Source organism: Chromobacterium sp. LK1 (genome assembly GCF_001043555.1).
Lineage (GTDB): Bacteria > Pseudomonadota > Gammaproteobacteria > Burkholderiales > Chromobacteriaceae > Chromobacterium > Chromobacterium aquaticum.
Map to the genome: position 1 here is coordinate 94674 of NZ_LDUI01000011.1, position 20204 is coordinate 114877.

Here is a 20204-nt window from a genome sequence, read left to right on the forward strand (position 1 = left end):
TCCGAAGAGCCTGTCCAACATAGCCTTATGATTCAGTTGGCCAGCGCAGGAGGCCTGCGTGGAACCGCAAGCATCTGGCGGCTCCAGCAGCCTTAGCCGCTCAGAACCCGGAACCAATCGTCATGATGGTCCTCCAGCCAGTAATGACGCTCCACCCAGGCGCGCAGTTGATCGCCCTCGCGCTCAGCGGCATCCAGATCATGAACGCGACTGCGGATCGCCTCTACCCAAACCCCCACTTCATTAGGCACCCGACATACCGGCGCGTCATTGGTCTGGTAGGGGAAGATATCCGTGCATACCACCGGCCATGCCATCGCGCCATATTCCAGCAGGCGCAAATTGCTTTTGGCCTCATTGAAGGCATGAATCTCCAGCGGCGCAACCGCCAGGTCCAGATCCAGCTTGGCCACGGCTTCCGGATACTCGGCGAATGGCACCGAATGGTGGACCTCAGCAACATAGGGGCGGAATTGCGGCAGGCACATGCCCATGAACACCCAATCCACTTCATCTGCGGTCTGCTTGATCACTTCAAACAACAACTCCAGATCACCGCGATGCTGGGAGGCGCCTACCCAACCTACTCTTGGTTTGCGACCGACCCGGCGCTGAGCACGCAAATCACCCCATATGCTCTTGCGCAGACGGTTAGGGATCACAATGCGCTGATCTATCATGTCGCGGGTAAACTGTTCCAGCGGCTCGGTCGACACCACCAGGGCATCGCATAGGCGCAGAACCTTGCGTAAGCGTTGTTTGGCATCCGGGTACAAACGCTTCCAGTGGTCGTACAGATTGCTCTTTTCCGGCGTGCCTCCAATCAGATCATCGATGCCGAACACCACCCGTATTTCCGGCATGAACTCCCGATAAGCACCCAAGGCATCCTGAATCGCATCATTGATGCCGGTATGCAACAAAAAGGTATCCGGCGCATGCCGCGCCATTTCGACCAACGATAGCAATCCATGCGACGGTTGATGGATTTCGCCATCCAGCTTGCCTTGCTCTTGCAACACGGACAAGGGCTGGCTTAGACGGTATTCACCGCTCCCCCCCGGCACCGGCAAGCCCAATACTCGCTTGCGACCAAGCACTTGCGTATCCCAGGACACCACCTTGTGTGTTTCAAGCTCCATCTTTCGGCCGCTTAAAGACAAGTGGCGGTTGAATCCCGGATCCGTGGCCGCGCTAGGCAGCCAACGCCGCAATGCGGCCTTCAGTTCGTTTCGCTCCCTAACCGCCGCCTCCAGTGCCACGATAGGGTCCACGGTTGCCCTACCAATGCTTTTGGCATGGTGGTGATATAAGGTCACAAAGGGATTGTAGACATTGCGCAGGCCGGCAGCCTGCGCCTTCAGACACAAATCCACATCGTTAAAACATACTTTGAAATCTTCCTCGTCCATGCCGCCAAGCTGGAGATAGACCTCCTTGCTCAGCAGCAGGCAGGCCCCGGTGACCGCGGAATAGTTCTGCATGGTCACCACCCGGTTGAGATAACCAGGTTCAGTCAGATCCTGGCCTTCGAACACGTGATCGGCAATCGCGTACATTCGTCCAGGCAGGCCCAGCACAATGCCCGCATGTTGGATCTTGCCGATTTCGGGATAGATCAGGCGCGCGCCCACCGCTCCGACTCCAGGCTGCTGGGCCGTCGCCACCATACGCTCCAGCCAGCTGGCAAAAATAATCTCGGTATCATTGTTCAGCAACAGCAGAAACTCGCCCGCGGCATGCTGAGCGGCCAGATTGCACTGGGCCGAGAAATTGAAGGGAGCATCGTAGCGCAGCACTTTCACCCGCCCGGGGAAACGTTGCTGCAGTAGTTGGTAGTACTCTTCCGTTTCGGGCTGCTCGGAGCGATTATCTACGATCAGCAGTTCGAAATGGGGATAGCCGGTCTTTTCGAACAGGCTGTCAACACATGGCTCCAAATACTCCAGCTTGTCGCGAGTCGGCACGATGACCGACACCAGCGGCTGTCCCGCCACTCGGTAATTGAAATGGAAAGTGCCTGGAGCCATCCCCTCGCTGACCTCCGCCTCCGGAATCAGCCCTGCGGCGTGGTTCTGCAAGGCGACCAGCCTTGCCGCCTGGCCCAAAGGCTCGATATCGCGACTGCTCCAAGGCAGGGAAATCAACACATCATCCAGATGACCAATGCTCTGCGCGCCCTCCAAGGCGAGCAGCCGCAGCAACACGTCATAATGATAGGCATTGGGGAAGGCCTGGAAGCCGCCGATCTTGGCCAAGGCCGCGGAAGAGAAAGCGACCGCGCTGCCGACGTAGTCCATGGAGCGCAGGTAATCCGGTGAAAAATCCGGCAAGAAGGACGGCAGGAAACGCTCACGCATCGGTGAGATCACATCGTGATCGGTATAGATAGCCAGCCACTCCGGATGGGTATCGATCGCCTCGCCCAATCGCAGCAAAGCCTGTGGCTGCAAATGGAAGCCCGCTGGCAGCAACAGAGTCCAATCAGCGGGAACATCGGCAACGACTCCATTCACGGCCGCCGCCACGGTCTCATAATCCTCCAGGCTGTCCAACTGCAACCACCCCAGTTGATCACTACTGTCAAATACCGGATCAGGCACTGGCGCATCCGACAGCACGATCAAACGCCAATGCGGGTACAACTGGCTCTCCATGCCCTGAAAGCTCGCCGCCAAGCGTACCAGTTCCGTCTGCGGAGCCAGGCACAGCAGATTGAATTTGGGACGCGATGACCATTCTTTCATCATGCGCTCTGCCAACTGCTCCGCATGGATCTCGCGGAAATTATGGTTGCGCCACCACAATTGATACTTCCGCGCCTCAGCCGCATCGCCGCCGGTCAAAGGCTTCATCTCGACCTCGCCCCAGGCCTCAGGCATCGGTTTGCGCAGCAAGGGTGGCAGCACGCTGTTCCACAGGGAGAAGACCCCCGGCATGACCTGCTCCAGCAGCCGATTGTTCAGTGCGTACTCCCTAGCCATCCTGGCTTGGCGTTTGCGCAAGTCCGGGTTGTCGATCAGCCCTGCGATGGCGTCAAACCAGCCATCCTCGCTATTGTCAGTCAACAGAGCAAGGCCGGTTCCCTTCAACCAGGCATAGGGCGGCACATCCGACACCACCGACGCGGCTCCCACCAGCGAGTATTCGAGCCACTTCAGATCGGACTTGCCATTATTGAATTCGGACGCTTTCAATGGAGCCAGCGCAATATCCAAACGCAGTTCGGCCAGTTCGGTCAGGTATTGCTGATAGGGCAAAAAGCTCGAAACCCGGCGCACGCCTTTCAAACCGAGCAAGGATTGGGGCACATCACCCCAGAACACGAAGCGGACCTGGCCAGCGTAATCCTGGTAGATGCGATACAAGGCCGCCGACAGCACCTCCATGTCCTTCTTATGCGTTTCGGTACCGGCAAAGCCTATGGTCAGCACATGTTCATCGTCCAGATCGACCAGCGGCTCCACCAGCCGCGCGGAAGCCACGCAGTTGGGCACCACGGAGACATTGGCGTTGTAACGCCTCAGCTTCTCGGCCAGAGTATCCGTCGTGGTGATGATGAGTGCGCAAAACGGCATCAGCCATTCAATGACCGGGAACAGCTCATGAAACATATCGTGCATCGGGTGGCTTTCCGGCATGCCGATCAGCCAGTCATCCACTTCGTAAATGATAGGCTTGCCCGAGTCGATGATCATTTGCAGCAAGGGCTTCCATCCCTTGGAGGGGAAAGCCCGCTGCACGACAAAAGCGTCCATCGCGTCCACGTAGGCCTGTTCGGACTCATACGGAAATTCGCCATTCGGCATCAATTGCGCCGAATTGCTGTAGAAGCAAGTATCGAAAACAGGCGCCAGCATATTCAGCATATCGCCAAGGCGGAGGCGAAAGCAGGCGGCATCCAGGCCATCCCGCGTCAGCACGCCTATCCTTGGTTTCTTGCCTATGATGTCTAGAAGACGATGCTGCAGCTTGTTTTCACTCATTTTCTAATCTCTTTTCTTTAAACATGGAATGACAACGGATAGAGTGCCCGGCAATCGAATTCTGTCGCCTTCCCTCAGCCAACGGCAAGAGCATGGCGACTATTTACTTATTTTCCTTCGCCCGGATCATGCCGCAAGCAGCAAGGCATTGCCACCATATCGACCTCCCTTTAACGCTTCCGGCCAGGCTCCACGGGCTAAAGGCCATTAGTAGCCTTGCGGCAATGCCCCCCTTTCTATAGCCTACGGCCACTCAAGTTAAGCGTATACCAGACGATAAAATGCTAGCCCGCACACATTGGCATCACAAGGAATCCTCCATGCAAGTCTTGGTAACTGGAGCCGCCGGCTTCATCGGCAGCCATGTCTGCGATCTGCTATTGAATGAAGGCCATCAGGTCATTGCGCTGGATGACCTGTCCACCGGCAACGAACGCAATTTATCTGCTTTTGCCTCGCATCCCCATTTCCGTTTCGTGCGCGCCGACATTCGCGAGCGCGAAACCATAAAGCCGTATTTCGCCGGCGTCGACTGGGTCATCCACCTGGCCGGGCGCTCCGACATCGTACCTTCCATCGAACAGCCGGAAGACTACTTCGACGTCAACGTCAGCGGCACGCTGAACGTGCTGCAAGCGGCCAAACAACATGGCGTCAAAAAGCTGGTGTACGCCGCTTCCTCATCCAGCTATGGCATTCCCGACATTTATCCGACACCCGAAGACACGCCGATCAAGCCAGAGTATCCGTATGCGCTGACCAAGGCGATGGGCGAAGAACTGGTGCTGCACTGGGCTCGCGTCTACCAATTGCCCACGCTGTCGCTGCGCCTGTTCAATGTCTACGGCCCGCGCTCTCGCACCAATGGCGCTTACGGCGCGGTATTCGGCGTCTTCCTGGCTCAAAAGCTCAAAGGCCTGCCGCTGACCATAGTCGGCGACGGCAGCCAAACCCGCGACTTCACTTTCGTCACCGATGTCGCCAATGCCTTCGTCACCGCCGCGGCCTCTGCGCTCAGCGGCGAAGCGCTGAATGTGGGCAGCGGCAACCACTACAGCGTCAACTATCTGGTTGAACTGTTGGGTGGTGAACGAACTTACATTCCCAAGCGCCCCGGGGAGCCTGACTGCACCTTCGCAGACACCCGCCTCATCCGCGAGCGCTTGAACTGGCGTCCTAAGGTCAGTTTCGAACAGGGCGTGGCCATCATGCGTTCTTGCATCCAGGACTGGGCTGATGCACCGGTGTGGACCCCAAACAGCATCGATACCGCCACCCGCAGCTGGTTCACTCATCTGGGGCAGGCATCATGATCACCGATAGCTTCGCAGCGGCGCTTGCCCGTTTCCAACAAGTGCTATCCAGCCTACGCGTCACTGCGGCGGGACAGGAGTTGGCCGCCGAGCCGGGGCTGCGCCATGCGCTAGCACTGCTGCGCCGGGCCGGAGCAGAGGACCGTGCGGTTTACCTGATAGGCAACGGCGGCAGCGCCGCGCTGGTCGCCCATGTGCAAAACGACCTGGTCAACAAGGCGCGGCTGCGCGCCCATGTGCTGCACGAACCGGCGCTGATGACTTGCATGAGCAACGACTACGGCTATGCGCGCGCCTACGCCGAATTGCTGGAACGCTACCTCAGAAGCGGTGATATTCTGATCGCCGTTAGCAGTTCCGGCCGCTCAGCCAATATTCTGGCTGCGATTGAAACCGCCAGCACCCGTTCGGCCGAGGTCATCACCCTGTCCGGCTTTGCGCCGGACAATCCTTTGCGCGGCGCCGGCCATGTCAATATCTGGCTACCATCGGACGATTACGGCGAGGTTGAAGTCGGACATCAGTTGGTTCTTCACTATCTGTCGGACGCGTTGGCAGGGAAATAGCATGAGCATGGAAAAAATCAAAACCCTGGACGCGCTGGGCGAACTGACGCAACAAGCCAGGAAGGCTGGCCGCAAAGTGATCCATTGCCATGGCACTTTCGACCTGATGCACGCAGGACATATCAAACATCTGCAGCACGCTCGCTCTCTGGGCGACATGCTGGTGGTCACCGTCACTTCTGACGCCTTCGTGCGCAAGGGGCCGGGGCGTCCCGTATTCACTGAGCTATTGCGTGCCGAAAACCTGGCTGCGCTCGCCTGTGTCGACTATCTGGCAATCAGCGACGCCGAAACCGCGATCAACGCCATCGATCACATCCAACCCCACCTCTATGTCAAAGGCAGCGATTACGCCGATGCCAGCCAGGACCCCAGCGGCAACATCGCGCGCGAGGCAGCGGCGGTGCGCCAGCACGGCGGCGAAGTGTATTTCACCGACGAGATCACCTTCAGCTCCACCAAGTTGTTGAACGATCATTTCGACGTTCTGCCGCAAGACACCCGCCTGTTTCTGGAGAGCTTCAAGAAAAGCTGCCCACTGGAGGATTTCCTCGCTCATGTCCGCGCGTTGGCGAAGATGAAGGTGCTGGTCATTGGCGACGCCATCATCGACGAATACCATTACGTCCATACGCTGGGCCAAACCGGTAAGGGCACCTCGCTGGCGGTACGCTATCAAAGCGAAGAACGCTTCGCCGGTGGCGCCATCGCGGTAGCCAACCACATCGCCGGCTTCGCCGCCAACGTCACTTTGCTGACCGCACTGGGCCAGCACGACGACTCGCTGGAATACGTCAGCAGTAAATTAAAGGCCAATGTCCAGCTTGAGCACCGCTTTTTCAAGAGCGCTCCGACGCTGATCAAGCGCCGCTTCGTCGATCAGGACCTGCAACGCCTGTTCGAAATTTATTTCGGCGGAGAGGAACAAGAGGACGAGGTGCTTGAACAGGCCTTCTGCGACTGGATCGCCCTGCACGCCGGCGCCTTCGACGCCGTAATCGTGCCCGACTTCGGCAACGGCCTGATTAGCCGCAAGATGGCGCACAGCATCTCCCAGCACGCGGCCTTCCTCGCGATCAATACCCAAATCAACAGCGGCAACCGCGGCTACCACATCATCACCCGTTATCCGAAGGCGGACTTCCTGTGCCTGAACGAGCCGGAAGCGCGGCTGGCCACCCATGACCGCCAGTCCCCGCTGGAAGAAGTCGCCGCCGACCTGCGCGCCCAGCTGGACGCTCGGGCAATGGCCATCACCCGCGGCGCCAAGGGCGCGCTGATCGTGGATCAGGACCGTGCTGTACCCATTCCGGCCTTGTCCTCCCATGTGGTGGACCGCATCGGAGCTGGCGACGCCTTCCTGTCGCTGGCCGGCCTGTGCATGGCCTCGGGCGCTTCGTCCGAAATGGCTGTGCTGGCCGGCAGCATCGCCGCGGCATTGGATGTGCAAATCGTCTGCAACCGCGAGCCGATCGACCCGGTCCTGTTCGCCAAGTATGCGACCACGCTGTTGAAGTGAAGGAGCAACGCTCATGGACACCTTTCTGATCGACAGCCACAAGTTGGTCTACCACCCGCGCCGCGTCGCCGACTTGATCGAATCCGGCGACGACTGGGAAAAAGCCAAACACATCTACCCGATCTATCTGGAGTTGTCGCCGGTAGGCGCCTGCAACCATCGCTGCACTTTCTGCGCGGTGGACTACATCGGCTATAAGTCGGTGATGCTGGATTACGCGATGCTGGAACAAAGGCTGCCGGAAATGGGGCGGCTCGGCGTGAAAAGCATCATGTACGCCGGCGAAGGCGAGCCGCTGCTACACAAGAAGATCAACGAGATCGTCGCCTTGACCAAGGCCTCCGGCATCGATGTGTCCTTCACCACCAATGGCGTGCTGCTGAACACCGAGTTTGTCGAACGCTCACTGGACAAAACCTCCTGGATCAAGGTTTCGCTGAACGCCGGTACCGCCGCCTCCTACGCCGCAGTGCATCAGACCCGGGAGCGCGACTTCCAGCGCGTGGTGGACAATCTGAAATACGCCGCCGCCTATAAGCGCCAGCACAATATTGCCTGCACCATAGGCGTGCAAGCGGTGCTGCTGCCGGAAAACGCCGCGGACATGCCGGAGCTGGCGCGCATCTGCCGCGACGAAATCGGCGCCGACTACCTAGTGATCAAGCCCTACTCCCAGCACCTGTACAGCGAGACCCATCAGTACGAAGACATCAACTACCATCCCTATCTGGCGATGGAAGAGGAACTGGCGGCGTTCAACAGCCCCGATTTCCAGTTGATCTTCCGCAGCCACACCATGCAGAAGTACCTGGAAAAGCCTGAAGCCCGTTATCAGAAGTGTCATGCCACCCCCTTTGTCTGGGGCTATGTGATGGCCGACGGCAGCGTCTACGGCTGCAGCGCCTATTTGCTGGACAAGCGCTTCGAATACGGCAACCTGAACCAGGCCGGCTTCCAGGAAATCTGGGAGGGTGAACGCCGCAAGGAAAGCTTCCATTTCATCCGCAATCACTTGGACATCAAGGATTGCCGCCGCAACTGCCGGATGGATGAAATCAACCGCTATCTGGACCGCCTGGTGAACCAGTCGGTGCCGCACATCAACTTCATCTGAGCGCCGCCATGAACTCCGCTCACGCATTATTGGAAAACATGCTGCTCATCCGGCGCACGGAAGAGGCCATTGCCCGCCGCTATCCGGAACAACGGATGCGCTGCCCGGTTCACCTGTCCATAGGCCAGGAGGCCGCTGCAGCCGGCATCGGCCTGGCGCTGGAACGTCAGGATCAGGCGGTCAGCACCCACCGTGCCCACGCCCACTACCTGGCCAAGGGCGGCGACCTCGACGCGATGATCGCCGAACTGTACGGCAAGGCCAGCGGATGCTGCGGCGGTCGTGGCGGCTCTATGCATTTGTCCGACCCGCAAGCCGGCTTCCTGGCCAGCACCGCCATCGTCGGCAACAGCATACCCATTGGCGTCGGCATGGCGCTGGCCCAGCAGCAGCAAGGCTCGCGCCAGATCAGCTGCGTCTTTCTAGGCGACGGCGCTACGGAAGAAGGCGTGTTCTTTGAAAGCGCCAACTTCGCCGTCGTGCGCAAGCTGCCGGTGCTGTTTGCCTGCGAGAACAATCTTTACTCAGTCTACAGCCCGCTGTCCAAACGCCAGCCCGCCGGCCGTTCGTTGGCGGGCTTCGCCGAAGCCATCGGCCTGCGCGCCATCACCGTGGACGGCAATGACGCGGAGGCCGTCTACGCCGCAGCATGCGAAGCCATTGTGACAATCCGCAACGGCGCCGGCCCTTGTTTCATCGAGATGCCGACCTATCGCTGGCTTGAGCATTGCGGCGCGTTTGACGACGACCACCTGAACTACCGGCCGGAGGGCGAATTGCAGGTCTGGAAGGAGCGCGACCCGATTCCGCGCCAGATCGAGCGCGCCGGCGTCAGCCGCGAATGGCTGGCCGCCTGCGAGGCGCGCGTCGTCGCCCGCGTAGATACGGCCTTCGCCAAGGCCGAGGCCGCGCCGTTTCCTGACGCGGACAGCGCGCAAGACGACATCTACGCCACGCCACTGGGAGAGCGAGCATGAGCACGATCAACGCCGCCCAGGCCATCAACCAGGCGCTGCGCCTGGCCATGGAGCAAGACCCGGCGGTCATCTGCTATGGCCTGGGCGTAGACGACCCCAAAACCATCTTCGGCACCACCGCCGGCCTGCAACAGCAGTTCGGCCCGCAGCGGGTGTTCGACATGCCCACCTCGGAAAACGCGATGACCGGCATCGGCGTCGGCGCGGCTCTGGGCGGACTGCGGCCGGTGATGTGTCACCAGCGGCTGGACTTCTTCCTGCTGGCCATGGATCAACTGGTCAACAACGCGGCCAAATGGCGCTATACCTTCGGTGCGCAGCACCGGGTGCCCTTCACGCTGCGGCTGATCCTAGGGCGCGGCTGGGGCCAAGGCCCCACCCATTCGCAAAACCTGCAAGCCTGGTTCGCCCATGTGCCGGGCTTGAAAGTGGTGATGCCAGCCAGCGCCGCCGATGCGAAAGGCCTGCTGTTGTCGGCGATCTTCGACGACGACCCTGTGGTCTTTCTGGAGCACCGCTGGGTGCATCCGGCCACCGACGAAGTACCCAAAGGCGATGTCCGCGTTCCCATCGGCAAAGCCAAGACCGTAATGGAAGGCGATGCCATCACCATCGTCGCCATGTCTTATCTGGTGGCGGAAGCGCGCCACGCCTGCCAAGCCTTGGCCCAGGCAGGCGTGCACTGCGATCTGATCGACTTGCGCAGCATCAAGCCACTGGACATGCCCGCGCTGGAGCGTTCGCTGGCCAAGACTGGCCGCTTGCTGGTGCTGGACACCGGCGCCACCACCGGCTCGGTCGCCGGGGAAATCATCGCCCGGCTCAGCATCAGCCATTGGTCGTCGTTCCGCTGCCCGCCGCGCCGGCTTTGCGCGCCGGACTGCCCGGAACCCACCAGCTATGGCTTGAGCAAGGCGTTTTACACAGAAGCAGCCGACATCATCACAGCCGTCGGCGACATGTTGGGATTGGCAACCCTTCCCCTGGATGCCCTCCCCCCCGCCCGTCCCCACCACGATGTACCGGGGGACTGGTTCACCGGGCCATTCTGAAAGACTGCAAGGAGCTTGCCATGAGCGAGAACAAACCCAAGGAAGGCGTCAACCGCTTCGGTCAAAAGACCACCACCATGATTCCGGAGGAAGCGCCGCTGGCCCGCAACCCAGGCCACAAGCTGCGCACCTCCAATGTCATCGTCAATCGCAAGGCGCTGACCGACGCGGAAGCGCTGCTGGACAGCTACCAACTGGACAAGAGCAGCGGCCAGAAAATCCAGTTTTACAGCGAAGGCAACCAGATTGGCGTGATCCGCATGTCTGAGGGCGACGGCGAAGAGCATGTGCCCAACCAGTTCACCGGCCCCAGCTTCCGCAACCCGCCGCAGCGCTTCCGCTTCGACGGCCATAAGATGATGCATCACTTGGACCGCGTACTGGCCTGGCAGCGCGGCGAGCGCTTCGCGCCCATCCATATCGACATGGGCCTGACCAAGTTCTGCAACACCGCTTGTATCTATTGCTACGCGGTGGTGCAGAACATGACCAAGGGCACCATGATAGGCCGCGAGGCGCTGCTGTCCTATATCCGCGATTGCGGTCGCCTTGGCGTGCGCTCCATCGGCTTCATCGGCGACGGCGAGCCCACGCTCAACCCGGCGCTGTACGACGCCACCGTGCTGGCCGGCGAACTGGGCGTGGATACCTCGATGGCCACCAACGGCTTGCTGCTGGACATGGACCGCGCTCACGACCTGCTCAAGAACATGAGCTGGATCCGCTTCAATCTGTCCGCCGGCACCCGCGAGGGCTTCCGCCGCGTGCATCAGTCCAAGGAAGCTAACTTCGATCTGCTGGTGGAGAAGATCCGCGCGCTGGTGCAGATCAAGAAGGAATATGGCTACAAGTGCACGCTGGGCTTGCAGATGGTGCTGATCCCGGAGTGCTTCGACGAAGTCATCCCCGAAGCCAAGCTAGGAGCCGAACTCGGTGTTGACTACTTCGTCATCAAGCACTGCTCCGACTCCGAGTACAAGGAAATCGGCATCAACTACGATGAATATCTGACGATAGGCGATATGCTCAAGGAAGCGGAAGGCTATTCCACCGCCGACTACGTGGTGCAGGCGAAATGGAACAAAATCAACGCCGCCTCTGAATCCGCCCTGTACAAGAACGGCTTCCGCAAATACGACGTCTGCCACGGCACGCCCTTCCTGCTGCAAATCTCCGGCAACGGCAAGGTCTACCCCTGCGGCCCCTTCTTCAACAAGGAACGTTTTTACATCGGTGACCTGCATGAGCAATCGTTCTACGATATGGTAATGGGAGACCGTTACTGGGCGGTGCACAAGGACGTCACCGAATCGGTTGACGTACACAAAGACTGCGCCATTGGCTGCCGACAAGATTATGTGAACAAGTTCTTGTGGGATCTCAAGAATCCCCCCGAACACATCAATTTTATTTGATTCGATCTTCAAATCGGGGCGCTGGAAAACGCCCCGTTTTTCAACATACCCTGGGTAGCCCGTCTTATGATCTCCGTCGTCATCCCTGCCTACAATTACGCAAAATACCTGCCGGATGCGCTCAACAGCATATTGCGGCAAGGAATCGATGACCTTGAAATCATCGTCTGCGACGACTGCTCAACCGACAATACCGCAGAAGTCATCCAAGGATTCGCCGCCAAGGATAAGCGGGTCAAGTATTTCCTGAACGACAAAAATCTGGGCGCGACGCTCAATATCAATCAAGCCGTCAAGAAAACCAGCGGCGACTACATCGTGCTGGTCGGCGCCGACGATCTACTGGCCCCCAATAGCCTCAAGACCCTGAAAGACGCGCTGGACCAGCACCCCGAGTGCGGCTTCGTCTATGGCCGCTATACCCTGATCAACGAAGACAATCAGCATTTCCCGCTGCAACATCCGGGCTGGCTGGACCACGATTACTTCGGAGAGCGGGACGAGCTCCCCAACCTGCTGAAATTCGACTGCTATATCAATATCGTCGCCTCCATGTTCCGGCGCGAAATAGTTCTGGACAGCGACTTTTTCGACACCAGCCTGCAAGCCTTCGACGATGAGCCATTTTTCCGGGCTACCGATTGGGACAAAAGCCTGCAGCTAGCGGCGCAAGGCATCAAGATCGGCTTCGTCAACAAGAACATCTCCATCTTCCGGGTGCATCAGCAGCAGGCCTCGTCCGGAGATAAATACGGCCGCTCCGGCTTGGCGTTGTTCGAACATGCGCTTCTGCTCGAAAGATACTTCACCACAGCCAACCTTGACCGGCTCTTGCCCCATCTGGCCGATATCATCCGCCTGTTCCAGTCCAAGTTCGAATACTTTCACAGCCAGGCGCTGCCGGAATTCGCACATAGACGTGAACTGGCGGAAGCCCGCGCCAACGAGGTGTTGTCGAAAGTGGAAAGCGTGCTGTCCCAGCACGCCCAACAAGGCCCCCACGACTTCACCGAATCGCAGCTCCCCGAAGTCGGCCCTACTGAACTCAATCCAGAGCAGCCGTTTTTCAGCATCATTTTCACCACTTATGATCGTCCACACCTGGCGGTCAACGCATTGCAAAGTATTGCAGAGCAAAGCTTCAAGGACTTCGAAGTCATCCTGGTCAACGATGGTGGCCTGCCACAGGAAAGCCTGCTGGAATGGCTGGGCAAGGACATCAACGTTACTTATGTGCGCCAACCCAACCGCGGCGTAGCCGCCGCGCGCAATCTGGCCTTACGTCTGTGTCGTGGCCATTACGTCGTCTATCTGGACGACGACGACATCATGTACAGCCATCACCTGGCACGTCTGCACCATGAAGCCAGCCGCCACCCTGGCGCATTGGTTTTCGGCAACGCCCACTTCATCACCGAACAGGTGCAATGCGGTATGCGCGAGGAACAAGGCCGCGCACTGATGGCATGCAAGCAATTCGACTTCAACCGCCTGCAAATCTCCAACTACATCCCCATCAACGCGCTGGCTCATCCGCTGCTGGTCATCGACGAAGTCGGCGGTTTCGATGAAGACCTGCCGTCGCACGAAGACTGGGATCTGCTGATTCGCTTGTCGCGCAAAATCCCCTTCGCCCACTTCAACGACATCACCGTCCAGGTCAGACGTCGTCTTGGCAATGGTCAGGAATTCGACTCCAGGACCGTACGCGCCTGGCAAAGCATGAAACAGGACTTCATTGAGATTTACAGCCGCTACGACGATATGGGGATAGAGGAAATCAAGAAAGCGCGTGCAAAAGTATTGGCTGCAGACCATCCCACCAAGGCGGGTCTGAACTTCAACTAAGTCCGCGGCCAGCACGTGAGCTTACCGCGGATAGCCGCCAGACGCGCGGCTGTCCGCTCAAACTTTCCTGGCCGCAACCAGGACTTCATTGGTGGGCACTTCAACATAGTCTGGCAAGGCGGGCAAAGCTGCGGCGAATGCCGCCCGGTAGCCCTCAGGCGTGCGGCTCAGCAGGCGATCCACATAGACTTCTTTCGCCTGCTCCATCCGGTATGGCTTGTGCCAACACATCTCCAGCCCCAATTGCCGGAATAGCGCTTGAAACGATGGTTTCGTCCAATAAGTCAAATGCTCGACCGGCTTATAGTAATAGGGGATCAAGCCTTCGGCGTCCACCGTAGTCAGCACCAGATAACCATTCGGCTTCAACAAGGGCATCAATTCACGCAAGATTTCCAGCGGATGATTCAGATGCTCCAGCACCCCCCACAGCGTTACAAAATCAAATTGCTGCGGCCTGAACGCCCGCAAGGAGCCATGGACTCGCTCCGCACCAGGCGAACCCAATTCGACCCCCTGGCACCTGGCGCCGGCTACGCGGACAAAATCTCCGTGCCCGGCGCCAAAATCCAGAATTTCGGAAGCCTCTTCGCAGCCCAGCCCACCCAATGTCGACAAATTGCGTGCGGCATTGCGCATCACAACATCCTGCCGAGCTCTAATATCCTGGTATTGCGCGTAAAACGCGCTCAGCTCCTGGTCCGTAGGGATCGGCAAGGTATATTCCAAACCGCAGGCGCCGCACTTGACTACCTGATGGCTCCCAACATCAACCGCGTAGCGTCCCCCCTCCTCGGCACACACCGGACACTGTCTCATGACTCTCGATCCCGAATTACAAGCACACACACCCCCTCAATAAATAAAGCTCGCAGCCAATCAGGCCGGATTAGGTCTTGATATGCTAGGCCCCGGTTTGCAACAGCGCCTGTAACACCCCAGTACACATTTCCACCCCCATCGCGCCGGTGGTGGCGTCGAACTCCACCGTCGCCGCGCCGCCCTTGCCGGCCGCCCAGTTGCTGACCAGGCACAGATGCGCATAAGGCAGGTTCATCTCCCGCGCCAAGGCCGCCTCCGGCATGCCGGTCATGCCGACTATATCGGCACCATCCCGCTCCAACTTCAATATTTCCGCGGCGCTTTCCAGCCGCGGGCCCTGAGTGCAGGCGTAAACGCCGCCCACCACCCCGCTGTGGCCGCTGTCCGCCATCGCGCGGATCAGCCGCTGGCGCAGCGCGTCGTCATAGGGCGAGGAGAATTCCGCGTGCACAACTGGCCGGTCCAAGCCCTCGAAGAAGGTGTGCTTGCGGCCCCAGCTATAGTCGATGATGTTGTCCGGCACCACCAGGCGGCCCGGCGGCATGTCGGGACGGATGCCGCCCACGGTGCCGATGGCGATCACGCCTTTGACGCCCTGATCATGCAAGGCCCAGATATTGGCGCGGTAATTGATCTCATGCGGCGCCAGCGAGTGGCCATAGCCATGGCGCGCGATGAACACCACGTTCTGCCCGTTCAGCAGGCCGAAGGTCAGCGCGCAAGAAGGGTCGCCATAGGGGGTGCGCACAACTTGACGATGGGTGACTTCCAGTACGGGCAGCTGGGCCAGGCCGCTGCCGCCGATGATGGCCAACATGATGTGTCCCCTTTGAGATGGTGCGATGAATCGCTGTTTTCGCCACGGCCACGGCTCAAGGAGCCTGGCGCGGCTGCGGGATTCTTGGTGCCGGCTGGCGCCGGCGCTCCAATTATGGCCGATTATTTCCCTCTGGCACATGCCGCCGCACAGTGAATTTGCCCGAGCCCACGCGGCGTTTGCCGGCGATATTGCAAAAACAAGCACTTGTGTAATTGCGCCTGATTTATACGATCGTACAAATACTACTTGCATACGCTTATACATTCGTATAAAACCAGTTCATGAACAAACCGATCAACGCCACCCGCCAGCAACTGCTGGACTGCGGCCTGGAACTCGCCAAGGAAACCGGTCTGCGCGCACTCACCGTGCGCGGCCTGTGCCAGCACGCCGGCGTCAATCCGGGCAGTTTTGTCTACCACTTCGGCAGCCGAGAACGCTACCTGGCCGAGCTACTGGAAAGCTGGTACGCGCCGCTGCTGCGCCAGATGCAATGGCAACAGCAGCAACAGCCGGCGGCGCTGCCGCGGCTGCAAGCCATGCTGCGTCAATTGCTGGAATTCATCTCCGAGCATGGCGGCTTCATCGCGCACATGCTGCTGGACGCCGCCGCCGGCGAAACCGCCGCGCAGGGCTTCCTGTCCACGTTGGCGCCGCGCCATCCCAAGCTGCTGCTGCAAAGCATTGTCGACGCGCAGCAGGCCGGAGAGCTGGAACGCGGCGATCCGCTGCACCAGGCGCTGTTCCTGATGTCGGCGCTTGGCCTTCCGGCGCTGACGCAGCACATCATCGCCGGCAAGCCCATGCTGCCCGGCCTGATCCAGCAAGCTTTCGATACCTACGCCATCGATCCACGCCACACCGAACAACGGCTGCAATGGGCGTTGCGCGGCCTGCGTCCAATGGAGTCACAACCATGAAGCGCCAAGCTCTAATCATCGGCCTGCTCATCGCCGCCCTGCTCGCCGGCGGCGGCTACGCCTGGCGGCAGCGGCAATTGAGCCAGGAACGCCTGAGCCTGTCCGGCAATGTCGACATCCGCGAAGTCAGCCTGTCCTTCCGGGTGGCCGGTCGCTTGAGCAGCCTGAACGTGGACGAGGGCGCCAGCGTGCGCGCCGGCACGGTGCTGGGCGAGCTGGACGCGGCCCCCTACCGCAACGCCTTGCGCGATGCCGAAGCCGCCCTGGCCGCCGCGCAAGCGCGGCAGGCCTTGTACCGCTCCGGCCCGCGCCGCGAAGATATCGAGCAAGCGCAGGCCAATCTGGACGCGCGCCGCGCCGCACAACTCAACGCCGAGCAGACCTACCAGCGCCAGCGCCAGTTGGCCGACACCGGCGCCTCCGCCCAGCGCGCGCTGGACGATGCCCGCGCGCAGCGCGACCAGGCCGCGGCGCAGACCGAGGCGGCGCGCCAGCAATGGCAGGCGCTCAAGCGCGGCTACCGCAAGGAGGAGATCGCCGAGGCCGACGCCAACGCCGAGCGCGCAACGGCGCAATTGGCCCAGGCCAAGCTGCAGCTGAGCGACACCCGGCTGCTGGCTCCGGCCGACGGCGTCATACTCACCCGCGCGGTCGAACCCGGCGGCATGCTGTCCGCCGGCGGCGCGGTGTTCACCCTGTCGCTGACCCGGCCGGTGTGGGTGCGCGCCTATGTCGCCGAGCCCGATCTGGGCCGGGTGGCCCCCGGAACCAAGGTCAAGGTCCGTAGCGACGGCCGCGCCCAGCCTTACGACGGCGTGGTCGGCTTCGTCTCCCCCAGCGCCGAATTCACTCCCAAGAACGTGGAAACCCAGGATCTGCGCACCGCCCTGGTCTACCGGCTGCGCGTGGTGGTGCAAAACCCGGACGCCGCGCTGCGCCAGGGCATGCCGGTGACGGTGACGCTGGCGGACGGCGGCTGAGATGCACGCGCAGAACGCCATCGTCCTGCGCGGGCTGCGCCAGCGCTTCGACGCGCACGAGGCGCTGGCCGGCATAGACGCGACGATACGCCGCGGCGCGATCACCGGCCTGGCCGGGCCGGACGGCGCCGGCAAGACCACCTTGCTGCGGCTTCTGGCCGGCCTGCTGCAAGCCAGCGACGGCGCCGTCCGCGTCGAAGGGCTGGACCCCATCGCCGACGGCGACGCGCTGCGCGCGCTGATCGGCTATATGCCGCAGCAATTCGGCCTCTACGAAGACCTGACGGTGCAGGAAAACCTGGAGTTGTACGCCGATCTGCGCGGCGTCGTCGGCGAGCGCCGCCGACACAGCTTCGAGCGCCTGCTGGCCTTCACCGACCTGGCCCGCTTCACCGCGCGGCCGGCCGGCAAGCTGTCCGGCGGCATGAAGCAGAAGCTGGGCCTAGCCTGCGCGCTGCTGGGCGAACCACGAGTGTTGCTACTGGACGAACCCAGCGTCGGCGTCGATCCGATTTCCCGGCGCGAGTTGTGGAAGATGGTGGGCGAGCTGGCCGCGGATGGCATGACCGTGCTGTGGAGCACCTCCTACCTGGACGAGGCCGAACGCTGCGACCAAGTGCTGCTGATGAACGCCGGACAGCTGGCTTACGCCGGCGCGCCCGGCGAGCTGATCCGCCGCATGGAAGGCCGCAGCGTGCAGTTGCGCGGCATCGCCGGCAACCGCCGCCAGACGCTGCGGCGCGCCTTGCGCCAGCCGCAAGTGCTGGACGGCGTGATCCAGGGCCAGGCGCTGCGGCTGGTGCTGCGCCAGGCCGGCCAGCCGCCTGAGCTGGCGGCGCTGCAAGCCGGGCCGGACGCCCATTTCACCGTTGTTCCGCCGCGGCTGGAGGACGCCTTCATCGAACTGCTGGGCGGCGGCCCCGGCGGCGATTCGGCGCTGGCGGAACGGATGCCGCCGGCGCAGCTGCCGGCCGGCGTGGACCCTGACGCGGTGATCCGCGCCAAACAGCTCACCCGCCGCTTCGGCGACTTCGTCGCCGCCGACAATATCGACTTCCAGGTGCGGCGCGGCGAGATCTACGGCCTGCTCGGCCCCAACGGCGCCGGCAAATCCACCACCTTCAAAATGCTGTGCGGCCTGCTGCGCCCCAGCGCCGGCGAGGCCAGCGTGATGGGCATAGACCTGAAGCGCAGCGCCAGCCGCGCGCGCCGGCAGCTGGGCTATATGGCGCAGAAATTCGCGCTCTACGGCAACCTCAGCGTCGCCCACAACCTGGACTTCTTCTCCGGCATCTACGGCTTGAGCGGCCAGGCGCGGCGCGACACCGTCGCCGAGATGGTCCGCGTGTTCGCGCTCGCGCCCTATCTGGACATGCTCGCCGGCGCGCTGCCCCTGGGCTTCAAACAACGGCTGGCATTGGCCTGCGCGCTGATGCACCGGCCGCCGCTGCTGTTTCTCGACGAGCCCACCTCCGGCGTCGATCCCATCACCCGCCGTGAATTCTGGAGCCACATCAACGGCCTGGTGGACAAGGGCGTCACCGTGATGGTCACCACCCACTTCATGGACGAGGCCGAGTACTGCGATCGCATCGGCCTGGTCTATCGCGGCCGCTTGATCGCCAGCGGCACGCCGGACCAACTCAAGCGCCAGGCCTCGACGCCGGACGAGGACATCACCATGGAAGAGGCCTTCATCCGCCTGGTGGCGGCCGACGACCGCGCCGGAGCCAGCACATGAGCACCGCAGTCAAACCCGCGCGCCTGCTGGCGCTGTGCCGCAAGGAAGCCATGCAGATCGTGCGCGATCCCAGCAGCATCCTGATCGCCTTCGTGCTGCCGATGGTGCTACTGTTCATCTTCGGCTACGGCATCAATCTGGACGCCAACAAAGTGCGCATCGGCGTGGTGCTGGAAGACAGCGGCGCCGAGGCCCGCCGTTTCGCCGACACGCTGGCGGGCTCCCCCTATCTGGAAGTCCATCCCGGACATGACCGCGCCGAGATGCGCGCGCGGCTCGCCGCCGGCGAAGTGCGCGGCATGGTGGTGATTCCCGCCGCCTTCTCCGCCAAAACCCTCCAGGGACGCGGCGCCGCCGCGGCGCAGCTGCTCACCGACGGCGCCGAGCCCAATACCGCCAACTTCCTGGCCAATTACCTGCAAGGCACTTGGCAGGTCTGGCAGGCCCAGCGCGCGCAGGATCGCGGCCAGCCGCCGCCGGCCCAGCTGCGGCTGGAACCGCGCTACTGGTTCAACCCCGACACCGTCAGCCGCAACTATCTGGTGCCCGGCTCCATCTCGGTGATCATGACCATCATCGGCGCGCTGCTCACCTCGCTGGTGGTGGCGCGCGAATGGGAGCGCGGCACCATGGAGGCGCTGCTGTCCACCCCGGTGACCCGCGCCGAACTGCTGCTGTCCAAAATCCTGCCCTACTACCTGCTGGGCATGGCCGCGATGCTGGTCTGCGTGCTGGCGGCCACCTTGCTGATGGGCGTGCCGCTGCGCGGCTCCTTGTGGCTGCTGTTCATCGTCAGCAGCCTGTTCCTCGGCAGTGCCCTGGGCCTGGGCTTGCTGCTCTCCACCGTCACCCGCAACCAGTTCGTCGCCGCCCAGGGCGCGCTCACCGCCGCCTTCCTGCCGGCCACCATGCTGTCCGGCTTCGTGTTCGAGATCAACAGCATGCCGCCGCCGGTGCAGGCCGCCACCTATCTGGTGCCGGCGCGCTATTTCGTCAGCGCGCTGCAAACCCTGTTCCAGGCCGGCGACATCTGGCCGGTGCTGCTGCTCAACACCGGCTGGCTGCTGCTGTCCGCGGGCTTCTGGCTGGGGCTGACCGCGCTAAAATTCCGCCGTCGGCTGGACGGTTAGA

Annotated in this window: 15 protein-coding genes; 12 read left to right on the forward strand and 3 right to left on the reverse strand. The window is 61.4% G+C overall.

From position 1 onward, the window contains the following. Nucleotides 1–92 precede the first annotated feature (92 nt). Nucleotides 93–3986 carry a glycosyltransferase gene (locus tag VI26_RS06125; protein WP_231580962.1) on the reverse strand — a complete coding sequence of 1298 codons (3894 nt, stop codon included), beginning with the start codon at nucleotides 3984–3986 and terminating at the stop codon, nucleotides 93–95. A gap of 320 nt (nucleotides 3987–4306) precedes the next feature. On the opposite strand from VI26_RS06125, the gene VI26_RS06130 reads away from it, so the two are divergent. The 8 genes from VI26_RS06130 to VI26_RS06165 all read left to right on the forward strand — a co-directional run bounded on the left by VI26_RS06130 (nucleotide 4307) and on the right by VI26_RS06165 (nucleotide 13790). Further along, a complete protein-coding gene (locus tag VI26_RS06130) occupies nucleotides 4307–5299 on the forward strand; it encodes an SDR family oxidoreductase (RefSeq protein WP_048408858.1) in 993 nt (330 codons plus the stop codon). Continuing rightward, complete coding sequence (locus VI26_RS06135) at nucleotides 5296–5865, forward strand: SIS domain-containing protein (RefSeq protein WP_048408859.1); 570 nt, start codon at nucleotides 5296–5298, stop codon at nucleotides 5863–5865. The genes VI26_RS06130 and VI26_RS06135 overlap by 4 nt, the downstream gene beginning before the upstream one ends. A 1-nt stretch (nucleotide 5866) precedes the next feature. Then, nucleotides 5867–7384: a PfkB family carbohydrate kinase gene (locus VI26_RS06140; RefSeq protein ID WP_048408860.1), complete on the forward strand. Its 1518-nt coding sequence runs from the start codon at nucleotides 5867–5869 to the stop codon at nucleotides 7382–7384. 13 nt (nucleotides 7385–7397) lie between these two features. Further along, nucleotides 7398–8498: a radical SAM protein gene (locus VI26_RS06145; RefSeq protein WP_048408861.1), complete on the forward strand. Its 1101-nt coding sequence runs from the start codon at nucleotides 7398–7400 to the stop codon at nucleotides 8496–8498. 8 nt (nucleotides 8499–8506) lie between these two features. Continuing rightward, the gene (locus VI26_RS06150; RefSeq protein ID WP_048408862.1) at nucleotides 8507–9475 is read left to right on the forward strand and encodes a thiamine pyrophosphate-dependent dehydrogenase E1 component subunit alpha; all 969 of its coding nucleotides are present in this window, start codon (nucleotides 8507–8509) and stop codon (nucleotides 9473–9475) included. Beyond that, nucleotides 9472–10527 carry an alpha-ketoacid dehydrogenase subunit beta gene (locus tag VI26_RS06155; RefSeq protein WP_048408863.1) on the forward strand — a complete coding sequence of 352 codons (1056 nt, stop codon included), beginning with the start codon at nucleotides 9472–9474 and terminating at the stop codon, nucleotides 10525–10527. The genes VI26_RS06150 and VI26_RS06155 overlap by 4 nt, the downstream gene beginning before the upstream one ends. Before the next feature lie 20 nt (nucleotides 10528–10547). Then, the gene (locus tag VI26_RS06160) at nucleotides 10548–11942 is read left to right on the forward strand and encodes a radical SAM protein (RefSeq protein WP_053074251.1); all 1395 of its coding nucleotides are present in this window, start codon (nucleotides 10548–10550) and stop codon (nucleotides 11940–11942) included. 66 nt (nucleotides 11943–12008) lie between these two features. Then, the gene (locus tag VI26_RS06165; protein WP_048408864.1) at nucleotides 12009–13790 is read left to right on the forward strand and encodes a glycosyltransferase; all 1782 of its coding nucleotides are present in this window, start codon (nucleotides 12009–12011) and stop codon (nucleotides 13788–13790) included. Between the two features lie 57 nt (nucleotides 13791–13847). On the opposite strand, the gene VI26_RS06170 is transcribed toward VI26_RS06165, so the two are convergent. Then, entirely contained in the window at nucleotides 13848–14429 is a 582-nt protein-coding gene (locus VI26_RS06170) for a class I SAM-dependent methyltransferase (RefSeq protein ID WP_197081399.1), read from the reverse strand. A gap of 265 nt (nucleotides 14430–14694) precedes the next feature. Further along, nucleotides 14695–15429, reverse strand: coding sequence for an S-methyl-5'-thioinosine phosphorylase (locus VI26_RS06175; RefSeq protein WP_048408866.1), 735 nt, complete (start codon nucleotides 15427–15429; stop codon nucleotides 14695–14697). Nucleotides 15430–15713: 284 nt separating this feature from the next. Here VI26_RS06175 and VI26_RS06180 point away from each other — a divergent pair, with 284 nt between their 5' ends. Genes VI26_RS06180 through VI26_RS06195 form a run of 4 tightly spaced genes read left to right on the forward strand, consistent with a single transcriptional unit; the run spans nucleotide 15714 to nucleotide 20203 of the window. Beyond that, entirely contained in the window at nucleotides 15714–16352 is a 639-nt protein-coding gene (locus VI26_RS06180) for a TetR/AcrR family transcriptional regulator (RefSeq protein WP_053074252.1), read from the forward strand. After that, nucleotides 16349–17332, forward strand: a complete 984-nt coding sequence (gene hlyD, locus VI26_RS06185; RefSeq protein WP_048408867.1) for a secretion protein HlyD — start codon at nucleotides 16349–16351, stop codon at nucleotides 17330–17332. Before VI26_RS06180 ends, hlyD begins: the two co-directional genes overlap by 4 nt. A 1-nt stretch (nucleotide 17333) precedes the next feature. Further along, on the forward strand, nucleotides 17334–19073 hold the full coding sequence (locus VI26_RS06190) for an ATP-binding cassette domain-containing protein (protein WP_048408868.1): 1740 nt from the start codon (nucleotides 17334–17336) through the stop codon (nucleotides 19071–19073). Next, entirely contained in the window at nucleotides 19070–20203 is a 1134-nt protein-coding gene (locus VI26_RS06195) for an ABC transporter permease (RefSeq protein ID WP_048408869.1), read from the forward strand. The genes VI26_RS06190 and VI26_RS06195 overlap by 4 nt, the downstream gene beginning before the upstream one ends. The last annotated feature ends 1 nt before the right edge of the window (nucleotide 20204 follow it).

What these genes read in the sequence shown, in the direction of transcription:
- VI26_RS06145 (WP_048408861.1), top strand. Translation starts at nt 7,398, where the DNA reads ATGGACACCTTTCTGATCGACAGCCACAAGTTGGTCTACCACCCGCGC.
- VI26_RS06150 (WP_048408862.1), top strand. Translation starts at nt 8,507, where the DNA reads ATGAACTCCGCTCACGCATTATTGGAAAACATGCTGCTCATCCGGCGC.
- VI26_RS06175 (WP_048408866.1), bottom strand. Translation starts at nt 15,429, where the DNA reads ATGTTGGCCATCATCGGCGGCAGCGGCCTGGCCCAGCTGCCCGTACTG.
- VI26_RS06160 (WP_053074251.1), top strand. Translation starts at nt 10,548, where the DNA reads ATGAGCGAGAACAAACCCAAGGAAGGCGTCAACCGCTTCGGTCAAAAG.
- VI26_RS06165 (WP_048408864.1), top strand. Translation starts at nt 12,009, where the DNA reads ATGATCTCCGTCGTCATCCCTGCCTACAATTACGCAAAATACCTGCCG.
- VI26_RS06130 (WP_048408858.1), top strand. Translation starts at nt 4,307, where the DNA reads ATGCAAGTCTTGGTAACTGGAGCCGCCGGCTTCATCGGCAGCCATGTC.
- VI26_RS06180 (WP_053074252.1), top strand. Translation starts at nt 15,714, where the DNA reads ATGAACAAACCGATCAACGCCACCCGCCAGCAACTGCTGGACTGCGGC.
- VI26_RS06140 (WP_048408860.1), top strand. Translation starts at nt 5,867, where the DNA reads ATGAGCATGGAAAAAATCAAAACCCTGGACGCGCTGGGCGAACTGACG.
- VI26_RS06135 (WP_048408859.1), top strand. Translation starts at nt 5,296, where the DNA reads ATGATCACCGATAGCTTCGCAGCGGCGCTTGCCCGTTTCCAACAAGTG.
- VI26_RS06190 (WP_048408868.1), top strand. Translation starts at nt 17,334, where the DNA reads ATGCACGCGCAGAACGCCATCGTCCTGCGCGGGCTGCGCCAGCGCTTC.
- VI26_RS06125 (WP_231580962.1), bottom strand. Translation starts at nt 3,986, where the DNA reads ATGAGTGAAAACAAGCTGCAGCATCGTCTTCTAGACATCATAGGCAAG.
- VI26_RS06155 (WP_048408863.1), top strand. Translation starts at nt 9,472, where the DNA reads ATGAGCACGATCAACGCCGCCCAGGCCATCAACCAGGCGCTGCGCCTG.
- VI26_RS06170 (WP_197081399.1), bottom strand. Translation starts at nt 14,429, where the DNA reads ATGCGCAATGCCGCACGCAATTTGTCGACATTGGGTGGGCTGGGCTGC.
- hlyD (WP_048408867.1), top strand. Translation starts at nt 16,349, where the DNA reads ATGAAGCGCCAAGCTCTAATCATCGGCCTGCTCATCGCCGCCCTGCTC.
- VI26_RS06195 (WP_048408869.1), top strand. Translation starts at nt 19,070, where the DNA reads ATGAGCACCGCAGTCAAACCCGCGCGCCTGCTGGCGCTGTGCCGCAAG.